The sequence below is a fragment of the Candidatus Pelagibacter sp. genome (assembly GCF_052048095.1).
In the GTDB taxonomy this organism is placed as follows: Bacteria; Pseudomonadota; Alphaproteobacteria; order Pelagibacterales; family Pelagibacteraceae; genus Pelagibacter.
In genome coordinates this window covers 188,205-205,390 of the sequence record NZ_JBNAKG010000001.1, presented here as the reverse complement: position 1 = coordinate 205,390, position 17,186 = coordinate 188,205, and the positions used below count along the sequence as shown (strand labels likewise).

17 protein-coding genes are annotated in these 17,186 nt (G+C 28.7%); 8 read left to right on the top strand and 9 right to left on the bottom strand.

Annotated features, from left to right (window positions below):
- Positions 1-5: 5 nt before the first annotated feature.
- On the top strand, positions 6-581 hold the full coding sequence (locus tag ACTT9P_RS01045) for a winged helix-turn-helix domain-containing protein (RefSeq protein ID WP_440908837.1): 576 nt from the start codon (positions 6-8) through the stop codon (positions 579-581).
- 1 nt (position 582) lies between these two features.
- Here ACTT9P_RS01045 and ACTT9P_RS01040 read toward each other — a convergent pair whose 3' ends face one another.
- The 7 genes from ACTT9P_RS01040 to ACTT9P_RS01010 form a co-directional block, all read right to left on the bottom strand.
- On the bottom strand, positions 583-1,188 hold the full coding sequence (locus ACTT9P_RS01040; protein WP_440908836.1) for a TIGR02466 family protein: 606 nt from the start codon (positions 1,186-1,188) through the stop codon (positions 583-585).
- Position 1,189: 1 nt separating this feature from the next.
- A complete protein-coding gene (locus ACTT9P_RS01035; RefSeq protein WP_440908835.1) occupies positions 1,190-2,116 on the bottom strand; it encodes an adenosine kinase in 927 nt (308 codons plus the stop codon).
- Positions 2,116-2,769 carry an endonuclease III gene (gene nth / locus ACTT9P_RS01030; protein ID WP_440908834.1) on the bottom strand — a complete coding sequence of 218 codons (654 nt, stop codon included), beginning with the start codon at positions 2,767-2,769 and terminating at the stop codon, positions 2,116-2,118. The genes ACTT9P_RS01035 and nth overlap by 1 nt, the downstream gene beginning before the upstream one ends.
- Positions 2,769-3,545, bottom strand: coding sequence for a 4-hydroxy-tetrahydrodipicolinate reductase (gene dapB, locus ACTT9P_RS01025; protein WP_440908833.1), 777 nt, complete (start codon positions 3,543-3,545; stop codon positions 2,769-2,771). The genes nth and dapB overlap by 1 nt, the downstream gene beginning before the upstream one ends.
- A 41-nt stretch (positions 3,546-3,586) precedes the next feature.
- On the bottom strand, positions 3,587-4,723 hold the full coding sequence (gene dnaJ / locus ACTT9P_RS01020) for a molecular chaperone DnaJ (RefSeq protein ID WP_440908832.1): 1,137 nt from the start codon (positions 4,721-4,723) through the stop codon (positions 3,587-3,589).
- A 29-nt stretch (positions 4,724-4,752) separates the two neighbouring features.
- Positions 4,753-6,678, bottom strand: coding sequence for a molecular chaperone DnaK (gene dnaK, locus ACTT9P_RS01015; protein ID WP_440908831.1), 1,926 nt, complete (start codon positions 6,676-6,678; stop codon positions 4,753-4,755).
- Between the two features lie 61 nt (positions 6,679-6,739).
- Entirely contained in the window at positions 6,740-7,360 is a 621-nt protein-coding gene (locus ACTT9P_RS01010; protein ID WP_440908830.1) for a nucleotide exchange factor GrpE, read from the bottom strand.
- Positions 7,361-7,396: 36 nt separating this feature from the next.
- Between ACTT9P_RS01010 and rdgB the strand changes: the two genes are divergently transcribed.
- Positions 7,397-7,999 (top strand): RdgB/HAM1 family non-canonical purine NTP pyrophosphatase, encoded by a 603-nt coding sequence (gene rdgB / locus ACTT9P_RS01005; protein ID WP_440908829.1) that lies wholly within the window; start codon positions 7,397-7,399, stop codon positions 7,997-7,999.
- Here rdgB and ACTT9P_RS01000 read toward each other — a convergent pair.
- Positions 7,983-9,140 (bottom strand): ABC transporter substrate-binding protein, encoded by a 1,158-nt coding sequence (locus ACTT9P_RS01000; RefSeq protein WP_440908828.1) that lies wholly within the window; start codon positions 9,138-9,140, stop codon positions 7,983-7,985. The genes rdgB and ACTT9P_RS01000 overlap by 17 nt on opposite strands.
- A gap of 29 nt (positions 9,141-9,169) precedes the next feature.
- On the opposite strand from ACTT9P_RS01000, the gene rsmI reads away from it, so the two are divergent.
- Positions 9,170-10,030, top strand: a complete 861-nt coding sequence (rsmI, locus tag ACTT9P_RS00995; RefSeq protein ID WP_440908827.1) for a 16S rRNA (cytidine(1402)-2'-O)-methyltransferase — start codon at positions 9,170-9,172, stop codon at positions 10,028-10,030.
- A complete protein-coding gene (locus ACTT9P_RS00990) occupies positions 10,020-10,619 on the top strand; it encodes a BON domain-containing protein (RefSeq protein ID WP_440908826.1) in 600 nt (199 codons plus the stop codon). The genes rsmI and ACTT9P_RS00990 overlap by 11 nt, the downstream gene beginning before the upstream one ends.
- Here ACTT9P_RS00990 and ACTT9P_RS00985 read toward each other — a convergent pair.
- On the bottom strand, positions 10,616-12,907 hold the full coding sequence (locus ACTT9P_RS00985) for an NADP-dependent malic enzyme (RefSeq protein WP_440908825.1): 2,292 nt from the start codon (positions 12,905-12,907) through the stop codon (positions 10,616-10,618). The two genes, ACTT9P_RS00990 and ACTT9P_RS00985, sit on opposite strands and share 4 nt — an antisense overlap.
- Positions 12,908-12,957: 50 nt before the next feature.
- Between ACTT9P_RS00985 and murJ the strand changes: the two genes are divergently transcribed.
- The 4 genes from murJ to ACTT9P_RS00965 are packed head-to-tail and all read left to right on the top strand — an operon-like array spanning position 12,958 to position 17,185.
- Positions 12,958-14,487, top strand: coding sequence for a murein biosynthesis integral membrane protein MurJ (murJ, locus tag ACTT9P_RS00980; protein ID WP_440908824.1), 1,530 nt, complete (start codon positions 12,958-12,960; stop codon positions 14,485-14,487).
- A 2-nt stretch (positions 14,488-14,489) separates the two neighbouring features.
- Positions 14,490-15,494 carry a tryptophan--tRNA ligase gene (trpS, locus tag ACTT9P_RS00975; protein WP_440908823.1) on the top strand — a complete coding sequence of 335 codons (1,005 nt, stop codon included), beginning with the start codon at positions 14,490-14,492 and terminating at the stop codon, positions 15,492-15,494.
- Between the two features lie 45 nt (positions 15,495-15,539).
- On the top strand, positions 15,540-16,082 hold the full coding sequence (locus ACTT9P_RS00970) for a NifU family protein (protein ID WP_440908822.1): 543 nt from the start codon (positions 15,540-15,542) through the stop codon (positions 16,080-16,082).
- On the top strand, positions 16,079-17,185 hold the full coding sequence (locus tag ACTT9P_RS00965) for a glucosaminidase domain-containing protein (protein ID WP_440908821.1): 1,107 nt from the start codon (positions 16,079-16,081) through the stop codon (positions 17,183-17,185). Before ACTT9P_RS00970 ends, ACTT9P_RS00965 begins: the two co-directional genes overlap by 4 nt.
- Position 17,186 lies beyond the last annotated feature (1 nt).

Genomic DNA, 17,186 nt, shown 5'->3' with positions numbered 1-17,186 from the left:
TTTGTATGATAAACAAAAATTTATGTATTGTTAATTCAAAAACTCTATATGAAATTCTCTTTGAATTAAAAAATTACTTTCCATATGAAATTATTTTCATAAAATCAGAAAACTTGAATAAAGATAATTTTATTTCGAACAATACTATTTATTTAATAAATAAAGTTGAACCTGAACTGATTAGTAAATTTAAATTTAATCAAATTTTGGAAATAAAAAATTTACCATTAAAAATTCGTGATCTTATAGTTAAAATTAATATACAATTTTTAAAAGTTAATTTTCACAATCAAGCAAATATCAAAATTAAAGATTATAATCTTGATATCAATTCAAAATTAATCTCTAAAAAAAATACACAACTAAAACTTACAGAAAAAGAAATTCAGATAATCTTATATCTTTTTTCAAACTATAAATCAAAAACAGTTCAAGATTTACAAAAGAATATTTGGAATCATCAAAATGATTTGGAAACTCATACAGTTGAAACGCATATTTATAGATTAAGAAAAAAAATTAGAGAAAATTTTAATGATGAAGATTTTATTATAAATTCAGATTTTGGTTATAAATTGTAGTCTATTTTACAATATCAACGTTGAAACTAATTACAATTCTATCCTCATCAGACAAGTTCTTTTCTACAGCATGATGTAGGTAAGCAGGAAAAATAAATAATGTACCTTCCTCTGGCTCAAATTTAATTGACTCAATAGATAAATCTGTAAATTTAGATACAAATGGATGTCTCATAATTTTAGCTTCTGTAGGATCCCAAAACTGTATTTTTCCACAATTTTTTTTTGCCTTAACATAATACGCAGCACTTAACATACAATTTGGGTGAACGTGTCTAAGATTATAGGAATTTTTTTTATTTATTATTGACCACATAGCCTCAATAAATACTTTTTCACTCTTAAACTCCCAACCATATTCTTTTGTAATTATTTCATGAAGATAATTATAAACAATTTTCACAAATTTTTTTAAAACTTCAGTGTCTCTAATATTAAAATAAGGTGAATGCCAGCCACCACTATTTGATAAATTCATTCCTTTAGGATCATTTTTTCGAAGTTTATATATGTATTCTTCTAATTCACTATTTAAATTTTCATGATTTTGAATTTTGAATTCAAAAATTGGTATAGGAAATAATTTATGAGTTTTTATTTTAGTCATATTAAAGTCTTGCTCCTATAATTTGAATTATCTTCGATGACATTTCAGTCCCTTTTTCTAAACTTTTTTCTAATCCCATATTATTAACATATCCGTGCAAAAAGCCTCCAGCAAATAAATCACCCGCACCAGTAAGATCAACTAATTTCAAATTTGATTTAGCCTTGCACTCATAAACATTTTTCTTAGATATAACCACAGAACCTTTTTCACCTCTAGTAATTACAATAGTTTTATCAATTGTTTTTGAAAACTCTATTACATCATTAAATGAATTTGAATTTATTAAAGATGTCATTTCTTGTTCGTTTGCAAAAGTAATATCTATTTGATTTTTTACCAAGTTTAAGAAATTATCTTTATGTCTTTCAACACAAAATAGGTCTGATAAAGACATAGCCACTTTATTAGAAGAAGAAATAGCTTTATTAAAAGCCTTTTTGGGGTCACCTTCATCCCATAAATACCCTTCTAAAAAAATTAAATCTGACTTTTTAATCATATTTTCATCAACATCATTTTCATTAATTTTTCCAGCAGTACCCAAGAAAGTGCACATAGTTCTCTCAGAATCAGGTGTAATTAAAATTAAACAAGACCCCGTTGGGATAGGTTCTTTTTTTTTTAAATACAGATATTCAACGTTTTCTTTGATTAAACCATCTTCGTACTTTTGTCCTAAATCATCATCACTTACTTTACCTAAAAACCCAACTTTATTTCCAAGTTGTGAAAGTCCCACTATAGAATTAGCAACAGATCCTCCCGAAATAGTTTCTTCAATTTTTAGTGATGATATGAGATTTTTAAATTCATCTTCATTTACTAGTTTCATCGTGCTTTTAGTTAATGAATTATTTTTTAAAAATTCATCTGATACTTTACATAAGACATCAACAATCGCATTCCCAATTCCCAGTATTTTCATTAAGGTTTTTTCGCTATAAATGGTTTTTTTCTATTAGGATAACAAGAAGTACAAATTTTACAACTAATTCCATAACAATCTCGTGCTTTACAATATTCACGTCCATAATAAATAATTTGCAAGTGAAGTTTGTTCCAATTTTTTTTTGGAAATAATCTTTTTAAATCTTTTTCAGTTTGAACAACATTTTTACCATTAGTTAACCCCCATCTCTGTGCAAGTCTATGTATATGCGTATCAACAGGAAAAGCCGGATGTCCAAAACCTTGGGACATGACTACGCTTGCCGTTTTATGCCCAACACTAGGTAACTGTTCTAATTCTTCATAAGTATTAGGAACTTTACCTTGATACTTTTCAACTAAAATTTTTGATAAATTATAAATACTTTTGGCTTTAATTCTAAAAATACCAATTTTTTTTATTAAGGTTTCAATTTTTTTTCTTCCTAATTTTACAAAATGTTCAGGTTTATAATATTTTGGATAAATATTTTTTGTTACATTATTAACATTAACATCTGTGCATTGTGCAGATAGTAAAACAGAAATTAATAATGTGAAAGTATTCCTACTTTTTAAAGGAACTTTTATTGTAGGATAAGTTTTATTAAGTATTTTTAAAACTAATTTTGCCCTTTGAATCTCATTCATTATTTGAAATTCATTAAATCTCTCATTGAGTATAAGCCAGGTTTTTTATTCATCAACCATTTTGCCGCTGAAAGCGCTCCTTCAGAATATAGAGCTCTATCAAAAGCTTCATGATTTAATTTAATTATTTCTTTCCCGCTCGAAAATAAAACTTCATGCTCTCCAATTACTTCACCTTTTCTAATTGAATTGAAATTAATTTTATTTCCATAAGGAAAATTTTTTTTATTTAGAAATTTTTTCCCAATTAAATTGTAAAATTCTTTATTTTTACCAATAGCTATACCTTTACCCAGCATCAAAGCAGTACCTGAAGGATAATCTTTTTTATGCTTGTGATGTACTTCAAAAACTTTACTCAAATACTTATTTCCAAGAGATTTTGCTGCTATTTCAGTCAGGTACATTAATAAATTTATACCCAAACTCATATTTCCTGCTTTTAAAATAGGGATTTTCTTTGAGAAAGATTTAATTAAATTCTCTTCTCTTTTTGTAAACCCAGTTGTACCTATGACTACTTTTTTTTTTAAATTTGAGGCAATTTTTAAAACCTCAAACGTGCATTTTGGAATTGTAAAATCAATGATAACATCAGTATTTTTAAAAGCATTTTCAGTATTAAGTTGAGGTCTAATACCGCTAAATTTTTTATTTATTTGCTTGTATTCAGTTAGACTATGAATCTTAAAACCCTTTTCTTTTTTTGTAGTTTTAATGAGTTGTTGTCCCATTCTGCCCATACAGCCAGTAATAGTTAAGTTTATATTTTTCATTTGATTAGATTTTATAACTATCTTTCAATTTATTACAAAGATTAGTTTTTCCAGAAACTTTTTGCTTTTTCAAAGAATTGTCTAATACTTGGATTGGATTTTTCGTTTTCTATTTCTCTAAATTGTTCTAGTAGTTCTTTTTGTTTTTTATTTAATGAAACTGGAACTTCAGTTTCTATTTGAACATACAAATCACCATTTCCACTTCCTCTCATGTAAGGCATTCCTTTTCCACGTAGTCTAAATTGTTTACCTGATTGTGTTCCCTCTGGAATTTTAATTTTAGCTCTACCACCATCAATAGTAGGTATTTCAATTGTAGTGCCTAAAGCTGCATCAGCGATTGAAATTGGGCATTCAAAGAACAGATTTTCATCTGATCTTTTGAATAATTCATGAGACTTAACATTAATAAATAAATATAAATCACCATTTGCTCCACCCTTAGTTCCTGCCTCACCCTTTCCAGATAATCTAATACGAGTTCCGTCATCTACTCCCTGAGGGATAGTTACAGCTAATTTCTTTGAAGTTTGTTTATTACCCTGGCCATTACAATCATTACATGGATGTGTAATTTCTTCACCACTTCCAGCACATTGAGGACAAGTTTGTTGAACAGTAAAAAATCCTTGGTTAGTTCTAACTCTTCCATTTCCTCCACAATAAGTACATCTGTCAGGAGAATGTCCAGGTTTAGATCCATTACCTTTACAGGTGTTACATTTTTCAGATGTTGAGAATTGAATATTTTGTTTTTTCCCAGTGTAAGCTTCTTCTAGAGTAATGGATAAATCATATCTTAAATCTGAACCTCTATTGCTAGAACTTCTCCCTCTATTACTTCTCCTGCCGCCACCAAAATCACCGAAAAAATCTTCAAAGATATCTGAAAAATCTGAGCCGTTAAATCCTCCAAATCCACCGAAACCTCCTTGTCCACCACCTCCATTTTCAAAGGCTGCATGTCCAAAATTATCATAGTTTTCTTTTTTACTTTTATCGGACAGTATTCCATAAGCTTCGCTTGCTTCTTTAAATTTATCCTCAGCAGATTTATCACCAGGATTTTTATCTGGATGATACTTTACAGCCAGTTTTCTATAAGCAGATTTTATTTCTTCAGGACTCGCACTCTTATTCACGCCTAGGACATCATAATAGTCTCTTTTAGCCATCAGTTTAACCTAGACAATCAGTTGTCTGTTTAAGCGCTTTTTTCTTTATTCTCGTCTTTTACTTCTTCAAAGTCAGCATCAACAACATTATCGTCTTTTTTATCCTTGTTGTCTTTTCCATCATCTTTTCCAGATTCAGGTTTTGTGTTTTGTTGTGACTTATAAATAGCTTCACCAAGTTTCATTGAAGCTTGTACTAAAGCTTCAGTTTTCTTCTTAATGTCTTCAATATTGTCACCTTTTAAAGATTCTTTGACTGCTGCAGAAGCGTCTTCAATAGCTTTTTTCTCAGCATCAGAAATTTTAGAGCCATGTTCTTTTAGGTTTTTCTCTGTTGAGTGAATAAGAGTATCTGCTTGATTTCTAACATCAACAGATTCTCTTTTTTTCTTGTCTGTTTCCTTGTTAGCTTCAGCATCTTTTACCATTTTTTCAATTTCTTCATCACTCAGTCCACCAGAAGCTTGGATTTGGATTTTTTGTTCTTTACCAGTTCCTTTGTCTTTTGCAGAAACATTTACAATTCCATTAGCATCAATATCAAAAGTTACTTCAATTTGTGGAACGCCTCTAGGAGCTGGGGCAATACCAACTAACTCAAAGTTACCAAGTAACTTATTATCAGTTGCCATTTCTCTTTCACCTTGAAGTACTCTTATTGATACCGCCGGTTGATTGTCTTCAGCAGTTGAAAAAACCTGACTTTTTTTTGTCGGAATAGTTGTGTTTTTATCAATTAATTTTGTTGATACACCACCAAGAGTTTCGATACCCAAAGATAAAGGTGTTACATCTAAAAGAAGAACATCTTTCACATCACCTTGTAAAACACCAGCTTGGATTGCTGCACCCATTGCAACTACTTCATCTGGATTTACGCTTTTATTTGGTTCTTTGCCAAAGAAATTTTTTACTTCTTCAATAACTTTAGGCATTCTCGTCATACCACCAACCATTACAACTTCATCTATTTCATTAGCTGAAATACCTGCATCTTTTAAAGCTGTTGTACATGGAGGAATAGTTCTCGAAATTAAATCTTCTACTAATGCCTCTAATTTAGCTCTAGTCATTTTTAAATTTATATGTTTTGGACCAGTTTTGTCTGCAGTAATAAAAGGTAAATTAATATCAGTTTGTTCAGCAGACGATAATTCTATTTTCGCTTTTTCAGCAGCCTCTTTAAGTCTTTGAAGTGCTAATTTGTCTGATTTTAGATCAATTCCATTATCTTTCTTGAATTCAGAAATTAAATATTCAACAACTGCATTATCAAAATCTTCACCGCCTAAGAATGTGTCACCATTTGTAGATTTAACTTCGAAAACACCATCACCCAATTCAAGAATAGATACATCAAAAGTTCCACCACCTAAATCGTAGACAGCTATTTTTTTATTTTGTTTTTTATCTAAACCATAAGCCAAAGAAGCAGCTGTTGGTTCGTTAATAATTCTTAAAACTTCAAGTCCTGCAATTTTACCTGCATCTTTTGTTGCTTGTCTTTGTGCATCGTTAAAATAAGCAGGAACAGTAATTACCGCTTTTGAAACTGCTTGGCCTAAATATTTTTCAGCAGTCTCTTTCATTTTTTGTAAAATAAAAGCTGAAATTTGAGAAGGAGAATATTTTTCTCCTTTAGCTTCAATCCATGCATCGCCTTTTTCAGAATTAACTATTTTAAAAGGTGCCGCTTCAACATCTTTTTTTACAGTTGGGTCATCAAAATTTCTTCCTATTAATCTTTTAACTGCAAAAATAGTGTTTTCAGGATTAGTGACCGCTTGTCTTTTAGCTGGTTGACCAATTAATTTTTCATTTTCATCTGTAAAAGCTACAACAGATGGCGTTGTTCTTGCTCCTTCAGCATTTTCTAAAACTTTTGCTTGGCTACCTTCCATAATAGCCACACATGAATTCGTAGTACCCAAATCTATACCAATAATTTTACTCATAGTTAAAACCTCTCTTTCGACATATATGAATTAATTTTTAAACCGCAAGTTGCTCTTCTCATTATTTTTCCTCTAAATTTTCTTTAGTTTCTGATGTTTTTTCAGTTTTGCTGTTAGTTTTCTTTGCTACACCTACTAGTGAAGGTCTTAGCAATCTATCTTTGATCATAAATCCTTTTTGAATTTCTTGGATTATTGTTCCAGGTTCTTTTGTATCATCTTCAATTTCCATCATAGCCTGATGTAAGTTAGGGTCTAATTTTTTATTTAAGCTTTCGATTGGTTGAATATTGTTTTTACTGAATATGGATATTAGATCTTTATTTATAATATCAAAATGTTCTAAAGTTTTTTTTAAAGCATCAGTATCTTTAAGCGCATCATCATTTTCTAAGACAGCTTTTGATCTCTCTAAATTATCAATTAGGTTTAGAGCTTCTTTAGCAAATGAATATCCTCCATAATCGAAGGCATCTTCTTTTTCTTTTTCAAATCTTCTCCTTTGATTTTCCATCTCAGCAAATGTTCTTGCGAGCTTATCTTCTAGTTCTGCAATTTTTTGTTCTGGGGTAGGTTCATCTTTTTCTTTCACTTCTTCTTTATTAGCAGAATTTTCTTTTTCGGTTTCTGCTATTTCCAAATCTTCATTAAGGTTATTTTGGTTTGTTTCTTCTTTTTCCATGAGGACATATATGGTATGAAATTTAAAAATTTCTAGATGGTCAGAAAAAAAATTAAAAAACTCTTAATAGGAACAAATAATAAAGGAAAATTAAGAGAAATTAAGAGCTTACTACCAAAAAAAATAAAATTTTGTTCGACAGCTGACTTTAATTTAAAAAGTCCCAAGGAAGATGGAAAGACTTTTAAAGAAAATTCATTAATAAAATCTCGTCATTTTTCTTTAAAAAGCGGTTTAATTTGTTTAGCAGATGACTCAGGTCTAGAGATTGATATTTTAGGAAAAAGACCAGGCATATATTCCGCAAGATGGGGAGGAAGAAATTCTGATTTTAATAAAGCAATTAAAAAAGTCTATAGAGAATTAAATAAAGTAGATAAAAATTGGAAAAGAAAAAAAATTAGAGCAAGATTTATTTGTGCACTATCTATTTGTGACAAAAATAAAAAAATTGCTTGTGTTCAGGGGAAGGTTGAAGGTTTTATATCCTCAGAACCAAAAGGTAAAAATGGTTTTGGTTACGATCCTATTTTTATACCATTAAATAAAACAAAAACATTTAGTGAGATTAAATCAAGCCAAAAATATAAAATAGATCATCGTTATGATGCATTTAAAAAGATTAAAAAATTTCTATAAGTTTTTTATTTTCTACTTTGTAAAAATTTAATCGATGATTAATTTCATTATTTTTGATATCAAAAATTCCAATTTTTCCTTTGAATGAATTTTTTCTTTTGAACAGTTTTTTTACATCATTAAATTTAAAATTATTTTGATAAGCTAAATAATAAACTAATCCCACTAAGTCATAACTTAATAATGATAAATGATTGGGCTCTTCATTAAATTCTAATTGATATCTAAGTTTATATTTTTCAAAATTATTTTTATTAATAGATGGATAATAAATAGGCTGAATATCTTTTTCTTGTATTAAACTTTTATCAAACCATTGATTTAATGTAATAAAATATTTTTCTGTAGGAGATATGTCTGAATAAAGAAGAGATGTTGTTACACTTTTTAAGCTTTCTTCAAAATCAGCGATAATTACAGAGTCAAAATCAACTTCTCCTAAGGTATAATTCATCTTTAATTCTTGTAGTTTTTTTTCTTTATTAAATTCATTTGAATTTTCTACTCTATAAATTTCATCATCTAGATTTTGTTTTCTAATTTTATAATTTGTAATTTCTTCAATTTGTTTTGTAAGTTTTGTTGGCTCTCTATCGTAAAAATGATTTTTCTTAATCTTTATTTTCGATTTTTTTATTCCTCTTTGTAATTCTTGTTCATAAGATATTTTTGGAGTTAGAAAAATTGTATCTTTTATCTCGTTTTCCTTTAAAAATTTTTTGATGGCATTTAATTGAGAAGTAGAATTAACGCCAGAACTGATAACATTATTTGGCAGATCAGTTGTTTTGTTTGTTAAAGATAAAAATATCATTTCATCAATTTCGTCTAAATATTCTAAACTTTCATAAAAAACTGGACCAATTACTAAATTTACACCTTGTTGTTTTAGTTCCATTGATGACCTTAGTGCAGTAGTTGGATCTTTCTTTGAGTCTTTGATTATGATCTCTATCTTGTCACTATTGATATCATTCATTGCCATTCTAACAGCCTTAATAATTGTTTGGCCAAATTCATAATTTTCATTACTAGTAGGTATTAATAATCCAATCTTAATTTTTTCAATTTCTGAGGCATTAGCGTTTGAAAATAAAATTAAAATAAGACTAAAAATAAATAGTTTTGAATTTTTTATCATAATTATTATTATGTTAATTATTTATCATAATGGATTTAAAAAAAGAATCTGACAATAATAAGTTAAAAAAAGGATTATATTTAATCTCTACACCCATTGGGAATTTGGCGGATATTTCATATAGGGCTATTAACATACTAGAGAATTCAGACCACATATTATGTGAGGATACAAGAGTTTCAAAAAATTTATTAAATAAATACAAAATTAAAGCAAATTTAATTTCAAATCATAAATTTAATGAAGTTAAAAATTTAGAGAAGATAATGAATTTATTAAAATCAGATCAATTGATTTCTATTATTTCTGATGCAGGAACACCAACAATATCTGACCCTGGATCAAAAATTATAAATGAGTGTATTAAAAATAATATTGATGTTATTCCAGTACCAGGAGCTTCAGCGGTATCAACTGCAGTATCAATAAGTGGTTTTAGTGAAAGGTTTTACTTTTATGGCTTTTTTCCAGAAAAAGATAAAATTATTAATGAGGACCTGTCTCAAATGTCAATTCTAGATTCTAGTATTGTTTTTTTTATTTCTCCAAAGAAATTTAATAAGTCGATTAAATATTTAAAAAAGTTTTTTACTGGAAGAAAAATATTAATTTGTAGAGAAATGACAAAATATTATGAAGAATTTATTAGAAATGACGTCGATGAATTGGTTGAAATAAAGGATTTGAAGGGAGAATTGACAATAGTTATTTCTGAAAAACAATTATTGAAAAACACTTCGCAAAATTTAAGTGAATCAGATATTAAGAATATAAAAAAAATGATTAACAAATTAAGTTTAAAAGAAATAACCGAAATAATTTGTACAAATCAAAATATATCAAAAAAATTAGTTTATAATTATTGTTTAAGTTTAAAAGATGAACTTTAAAATCATAAATATAATATTAGCTTGTTTTATTTTATCTGGTTGTGTTGCGGCTGGTGTTGCAACAACAAGTATTTTTGGTAAAGGGGTTACTGTAGCAATTGATCCAAGAACAGTGGGCACCCAAATAGATGATGAAATAATGCAAAAAGATTTAAGTACGAAAATTTTGTTAAAAGATAAAAATCATATTTTTAAAGTAAAAACAGAAGTTTTAGATGGTAGAATTTTCATTACTGGTACTGTTGATAATCCAGAGGATAAGCTACAGATAACAAAACTTGCTTGGGAAACAGATGGTGCAAGATCTGTTAGAAATGATTTAAGAATAAAGGAAGAATTTAATTTTCAACAATCTGCAAAAGATGTGTTGATCACTTCTCAATTAAGATCAGCTCTTATTTTTAATAAAGAAATAAAAGCAATCAATTATCAAATTGATACTTATAAGAAAAAAGTATTTATCTACGGCATCTCAGAAACTGCAGAGGAGAAGGACTTGGTTATAAAAGAAGCAGAAACAATTCTTGATGTTGAAGAGGTAATAGCCAGTATTTTGTTAGTTGAAGATCTAAGAATTCAAAAAAACTAATTTTTTAAATTGTAATCTATAATATCAGATGAATAAGCAGCTATAGATGCAAGATTAAGTATTTCTGAAGTTGAACATCTTAAAGGAGCTATTTCTATTGGAAGACCCAAACCTATTAAAAGTGGGCCAATCACCTTACTATCACCAAAAGCTTTAATCATTTTATATGAAATAGAAGCGGCGTGTTGGCCTGGCATAATTAAAATGTTAGCATTCCCCACAATTTTAGAAAAAGGATATAATTTTTGATACTCAGTGTTTAAAGCAACATCTGGCTGCATTTCACCATCAAATTCAAAGTCTACTTTTTGTTTTTTTAGTATTTCAACAGCCTCTCTAATTTGTTCTGTTCTACTTGTTATAGGCTGTCCAAATGTTGAATGTGATACGAAGGCAACTTTTGGATCAAATCCAAATAATCTGACAACTCTTGCTGCAGATTTAGCTATTTGAGATAATTGATCTGATGTTGGCCATTCGTGAACGCTGGTGTCAGCAACAAATATAGTCTTCCCTTCATGAACGACAAGATTCATTCCAAACATAATCTCACCATCTCTTGCACCAACCACTTGTTTTACTTTTTCAAACGATGCACCAAATCTTCTCGTATTACCAGTCACTGCTCCATCAGCATCACCACATGCAACCATACAAGATGCCCATGTTACTCGATCATTTCTTACTAATCTGTCACAATCCCATTCTAATAGACCTTGTTCTCTTTGAAGTTTTTTGAATAAAAACTTTGTATATTTTTCTCTTTTTAAATTATCTGTTGAGTTTGTTATTTCAAAATCAAAGTGATCATCGTATCCAATCTTTTCAATTTGTTCTTTAATTTTGGATTCTTTGCCAACAAGAATTGGAATTCCTAATTTTGAATTTTTAAATGCTATTGCGGCTTTTAAAGTATTTTCATCTTCACCATCAGCGAATACTATTCTTTTTTGCTTATTCTTAATTGAACTATTTATTCCATTCATAATAGTTACTGATGGATCTAATCTTTGTTTTAATTGTTCTTTATAAAGATCAAAGTTATCAATTTTTTTTCTAGCAACTCCTGAATTTATTGCTGCTTTAGCAACAGCTGCAGGTATTACACTAATTAATCTTGGATCAAAAGTAGAAGGAATAATATATTCTTTTCCATAATGAGGTCTCGTTCCGCCCATGGCAGCAACAACTTCATCCGGTACATCTTCTCTGGCAAGATTTGCAATTGCATGTGCAGCGGCGACTTTCATTTCTTCATTGATTATTTTTGATCTCACATCTAAGGCACCTCTAAAAATGTATGGAAAGCCAATCAAATTATTTACTTGATTTGGATAGTCAGATCTTCCTGTTGCAACTATCGCATCATTTCTTACCTGTTCAATTTCTTCTGGTGTTATTTCGGGGTCTGGGTTTGCACATGCAAAAATTATAGGATTTTTTGCCATCTTCTTTACATATTCTTTAGGCAATGCACCTTTAGCTGAAAGTCCTAAAAAAACGTCAGCACCATCAATTGCATCTTCTAGGGTTCTGTTTTTAGTTTCTATTGCATGTCTAGATTTCCATTGATCAACTTTTTCAGGTCTCCCTTTATAGATTACTCCTTTTCTATCTAGCATAGTAACGTTTTCATGAGGAACGCCCGTATTTTTAAATAGTTCTGTGCAAGCTATTGCTGATGCACCAGCTCCATTAACTACAACTTTTATATCTTTAATAGATTTTCCACTTATATCTAAAGCATTTATTAATGCGGCTGTGGTAATGATTGCAGTTCCATGCTGATCATCATGAAAAACTGGAATGTCGAGAATTTCTTTTAATTTTTGTTCTATTACAAAACAATCTGGTGCAGCTATATCTTCCAAGTTGATACCACCGAAACTTGGCGCAAAATTTTTGATACTTTGAATAATTTCATTAGCATCAGAACAGTCAATTTCTAAATCAATAGAATCGATATCTGCAAACCTTTTGAATAAAACTGCTTTTCCTTCCATCACAGGCTTTGAAGCAAGCGCACCTAAATTTCCTAAACCCAATATTGCTGAACCATTACTTATAACAGCAACCAAGTTACCTTTACTTGTGTAGTCATAAGCAGTTTCAGGATTTTCACTAATTTTTTTTACAGGAACAGCTACACCCGGTGAATAAGCGAGAGCAAGATCTCTTTTTGTTGTCATATTTTTGGAGGAGATAATCTCAATCTTGCCTGGTTTCTTTTTAGTATGAAATTCTAATGCTTCTTTATCAGTATAATGATCGATGTTTGTTTTTTTCATTTTTTATATTTAGATGTACAAATAGGACTAAATTAAGACTAATATGATTTATGAACCTAATTAAGTCAACAGGCACATTTAGTTTTTATACTGTGTTAAGTAGAATTTTAGGATATTTCAGGGATATCCTAATTGCTTTTTTTTTAGGTACAGGATTGCTTGCTGATGCTTTTTTTGTTGCTTTTAGAATTCCAAATACATTTCGTAGACTATTTTCAGAGGGAACTTTTAATGCAGCGTTTGTTCCTAGTTATACAGCAGAACAAAAGATAGGAAAATCAAATGCTGATAAATTTGCCAATAAAATTTTTAACCTATTATTATTAATACTTTTAATTTTAACAATTATTGTTGAAATTTTTATGCCAACTTTTGTGTCTTTGTTAGCACCTGGATTTGTAGATGATAATGAAAAAATCTCATTAGCAATAAATTTAACAAGAATTACTTTCCCTTTCTTATTGTTTGTTTCATTAGCATCTTTTTTTGCAGCTATTTTAAACTCAAATAATAAATTTGCAGTAGCAGCCGCTTCGCCAATAATCTTGAACGTTGTATTAATTTTAACATTATTTTTTTCTGCAAATATTGGAGACAATCTTGCATTTAGTTTATCTTATGCAGTTACAATTAGTGGAGTGATCCAACTTTTATTTTTGCATCTTTTTGTAAAAAAATATTTTTTAATAAAATTATCTTTGAATTTTAAGATAGATAAAAAAGTTAAATTTTTTTTTAAAAAATTGTTACCAAGCATATTTGCATCAGGAGTAACTCAAGTTAATATTTTAATTGGCACTATAATTGCTTCATTTCAAACTAGCGCTGTATCGTATCTTTATTATGCAGACAGAGTTTATCAAATTAATCTAGCAATAGCAGGTATTGCTGTTGGAGTAGTGATACTGCCTCAATTATCAAAATATATTCAATCAAAAAACAAAGAAAAAATAAGCCATATACAAAATAAAGCTGTAGAGCTTTGTTTGTTTTTGTCTATACCAGCATCTCTAGCTTTACTGATTGCATCAGAAGAAATAATATCAGCTTTATTTGGATATGGATCGTTCAAATTTGAATCAGTGATTAATTCTTCTAAAGCCCTATTTTATTTTGCTTTTGGCTTACCTGCTTTTGCTTTAATTAAAATTTTTTCTAGTTTCTTTTTTGCTAACGATGATACAAAAACACCGTTTTACATATCTTTAGTTTCTGTAATTTTTAATGTTTCTTTAAGTTTATTTTATTTTAGAGAAGTAGGTTTTATTATAATTCCAATCGCAACTTCAATTGCATCTTGGTTAAATACTATTCTTTTATTTATTTTTTTACTAAATAGGAATTTATTTAGATTTAATCAAAGTTTCTATTATCAGCTTATTAAAATTGTAATAGCTTCACTGATTATGGCGTTCTTATTTAATTACATGATTAATTATTTTACTTATTATTTAGATTTTGATAATTCTTTAAAGGCCTTATTTATTATCATTTTCGTATTAATAAGTTTTATTTTTTATCTTTTGGTTTCTTTTTTAATTAAAGCATTTAAATTAAGTGATATTAAAAATAACTACTAATCATGAATAAAAAAATTTTTTCAGGGGTTCAGCCAACAGGTAATTTACATTTAGGTAATTATTTAGGCGCTATTCAAAATTTTGTAAAATTAGGAAAAGATCAAAATAATGAATGTATTTATTGCGTGGTTGATTTGCATGCAATAACTGTAAAACAAGATCCAAAATTATTGACCGAAAATATAAGAGAAACAGTTGCTACTTTTGTTGCAAGCGGAATCGATCCTAAAAAAAATATTATCTTTAATCAATCTAAAGTAGCCGCACATGCAGAGGCTGCATGGATTTTTAGTTGTGTTGCAAGAATGGGATGGTTAAATAGGATGACTCAATTTAAAGAAAAAGCCGGAAAAGATAAAGAAAAAGCTAGTGTTGGCTTATATTCATATCCAATATTGATGGCGGCAGATATTTTATTATATGATGCAACTCACGTACCTGTTGGAGATGATCAAAAGCAACATTTAGAATTAAGTAGAGATATTGCACAAAAATTTAATAATGATTTTAATAAAGAAAATTTTTTTAAAGTTCCAGAACCTTTAATACAAAAAGAATTTTCAAGGATAATGAGTTTAAGAGATGGCACAAAAAAGATGAGTAAATCAGAAATTTCTGATTTGAGTAGAATAAATCTTACAGATAATAAGGATATGATAATCTCAAAAATTAAAAAAGCCAAAACAGATCCTTTGCCATTACCCCCTAATTTAGATGAATTAGAGAATAGACCAGAAGCAAAAAATTTATTAGGAATTTATAGTAGTTTAAAGAATATTAATCTAGATCAAGCAGTTAATGAGTTTTCTGGTAAAAATTTTTCAGATTTTAAAGAAAAATTAATAGAAGTTCTTGTAGATAAATTGGAGCCCATATCTAAAGAAATAAATAAATTGATGTCCGACAAAAATTATCTTAATGAAATTTTAAACAATGGTTATGAAAAAGCTGACAACATAGCTTCAAAAAAAGTTACTAAATTAAAGGAAATCATAGGATTTTATTAATTTTAGACCAGTTTTATTTTTTTAAACTGCTATTATATAATTAATATGTTTGTACAAACTGAACCAACTCCAAACCCAAATTCTTTAAAGTTTTTACCAGGAAAAACTGTTTCTAATAATGGGTCGTTTGAGATTACAAAAAAAGATGAAGTATCTAATGAATTAGTTAGAAATTTATTATCAATTAACGGAGTTGAAGGAATATTTCTGGGCGCTGATTTTATATCGATCAATAAAAATGAAAAAATCTCTTGGGATGAAATAAAGCATATCGTAATATCACTTATAAATGATTATTACTCTAATGGTAAAGAATTTGTTATCGATAAAAGTTTAAAGGAAGATAATTCAAATTTATCTGAGGTAGAACAAAACATTATAAAAATTCTTGAACAAAAAGTCCGACCTGCTGTAGCAAGAGATGGGGGAGATATCAAATTTCGTGAATTTAAAGACGGAATAGTAAAAGTACAACTTCAAGGCAGTTGCTCTGGTTGTCCAAGCTCTACAATGACTTTAAAGCAAGGAGTTCAAAATATTTTAAAACACTACATAAAAGAAGTTAGAGAAGTTGAAGCTATACAATGAAAAATTTTAAATTTATTAATTTTAATCCTAGAAAAAAAACTACCGAAACCATTTATTTATTTAGTGAAAGAGTTAGTGGAACCATAGGCAGAACAATATTGGCCTGTGTTCTAGTAATGTTATTTTTTTATACTATGCCTGTTTTAATTAGCTATGTTGATGACGAAATTCTTGTAAAGGAATATGAAAACAATTCTAGAAAATTAATGGTTTACAAGCTGGATGGAAAATCAAATATTAATGAAGAACTTGATGTTAATGATATTTTTGACGAAAAGGATTTGTTATCAGATATATTAACTTTAAATGATTTAGAAAATGATTCTGTAAGATTAAGCGCTATTACTATTGAACAATTATTTAAAGATACAAAATATAGCCTAGATGATGTCAGAAAAAATAAGTTGGTAAAACCAGTGGCATTAACCTGGTTACCCTATGAGATAAAAAAAATTCAAAATACAAAAAAAAGAAAAGAATTATTTCTGCAAATAGTGTTGCCCCTCGCTCTTGAAGAAAACAACAAGATTAAGTTAGATAGACTTAAATTGTTTAATATAATTGGAAAAGATAGCAATACAGAACTAGAAAAAAAATGGCTTAATAAAAAATATAAACAATATGGCGTAACCTCAAAAGATTTGTCTACTCTCAAAGCTAGAATGGATGAAATTCCTACTTCATTAATTCTTGCCCAAGCTGCTAAAGAAACAGGATGGGGCACTTCTCGATTTGCATTAGAGGGAAATGCCTTATTTGGTCAATGGACTTGGTCTGGAGAGGGTTTAAAACCCAAAGATGCTGAAGTAAGCACAGGACATAAGGTTATGAAATTTAATATTTTGCAAGCATCTGTTAGAGCTTATCAAAGGAACTTAAATACACATAGATCTTACAAAGAATTTCGAAAGGCCAGATCAAAACTTAGAGCAGAAGGTAAAGAACTTGATAGTATTGTTTTATCAGAACATTTAGATATGTATGCAGAAACAGGAAAAAAATATGTAGAAATTTTGCAGCAAATAATTGAACAAAATAATTTAAAAGATTTCGATGATGCAAAATTATTACCATCTAGCAGGAAACTTGAGACTTTAATTTAAA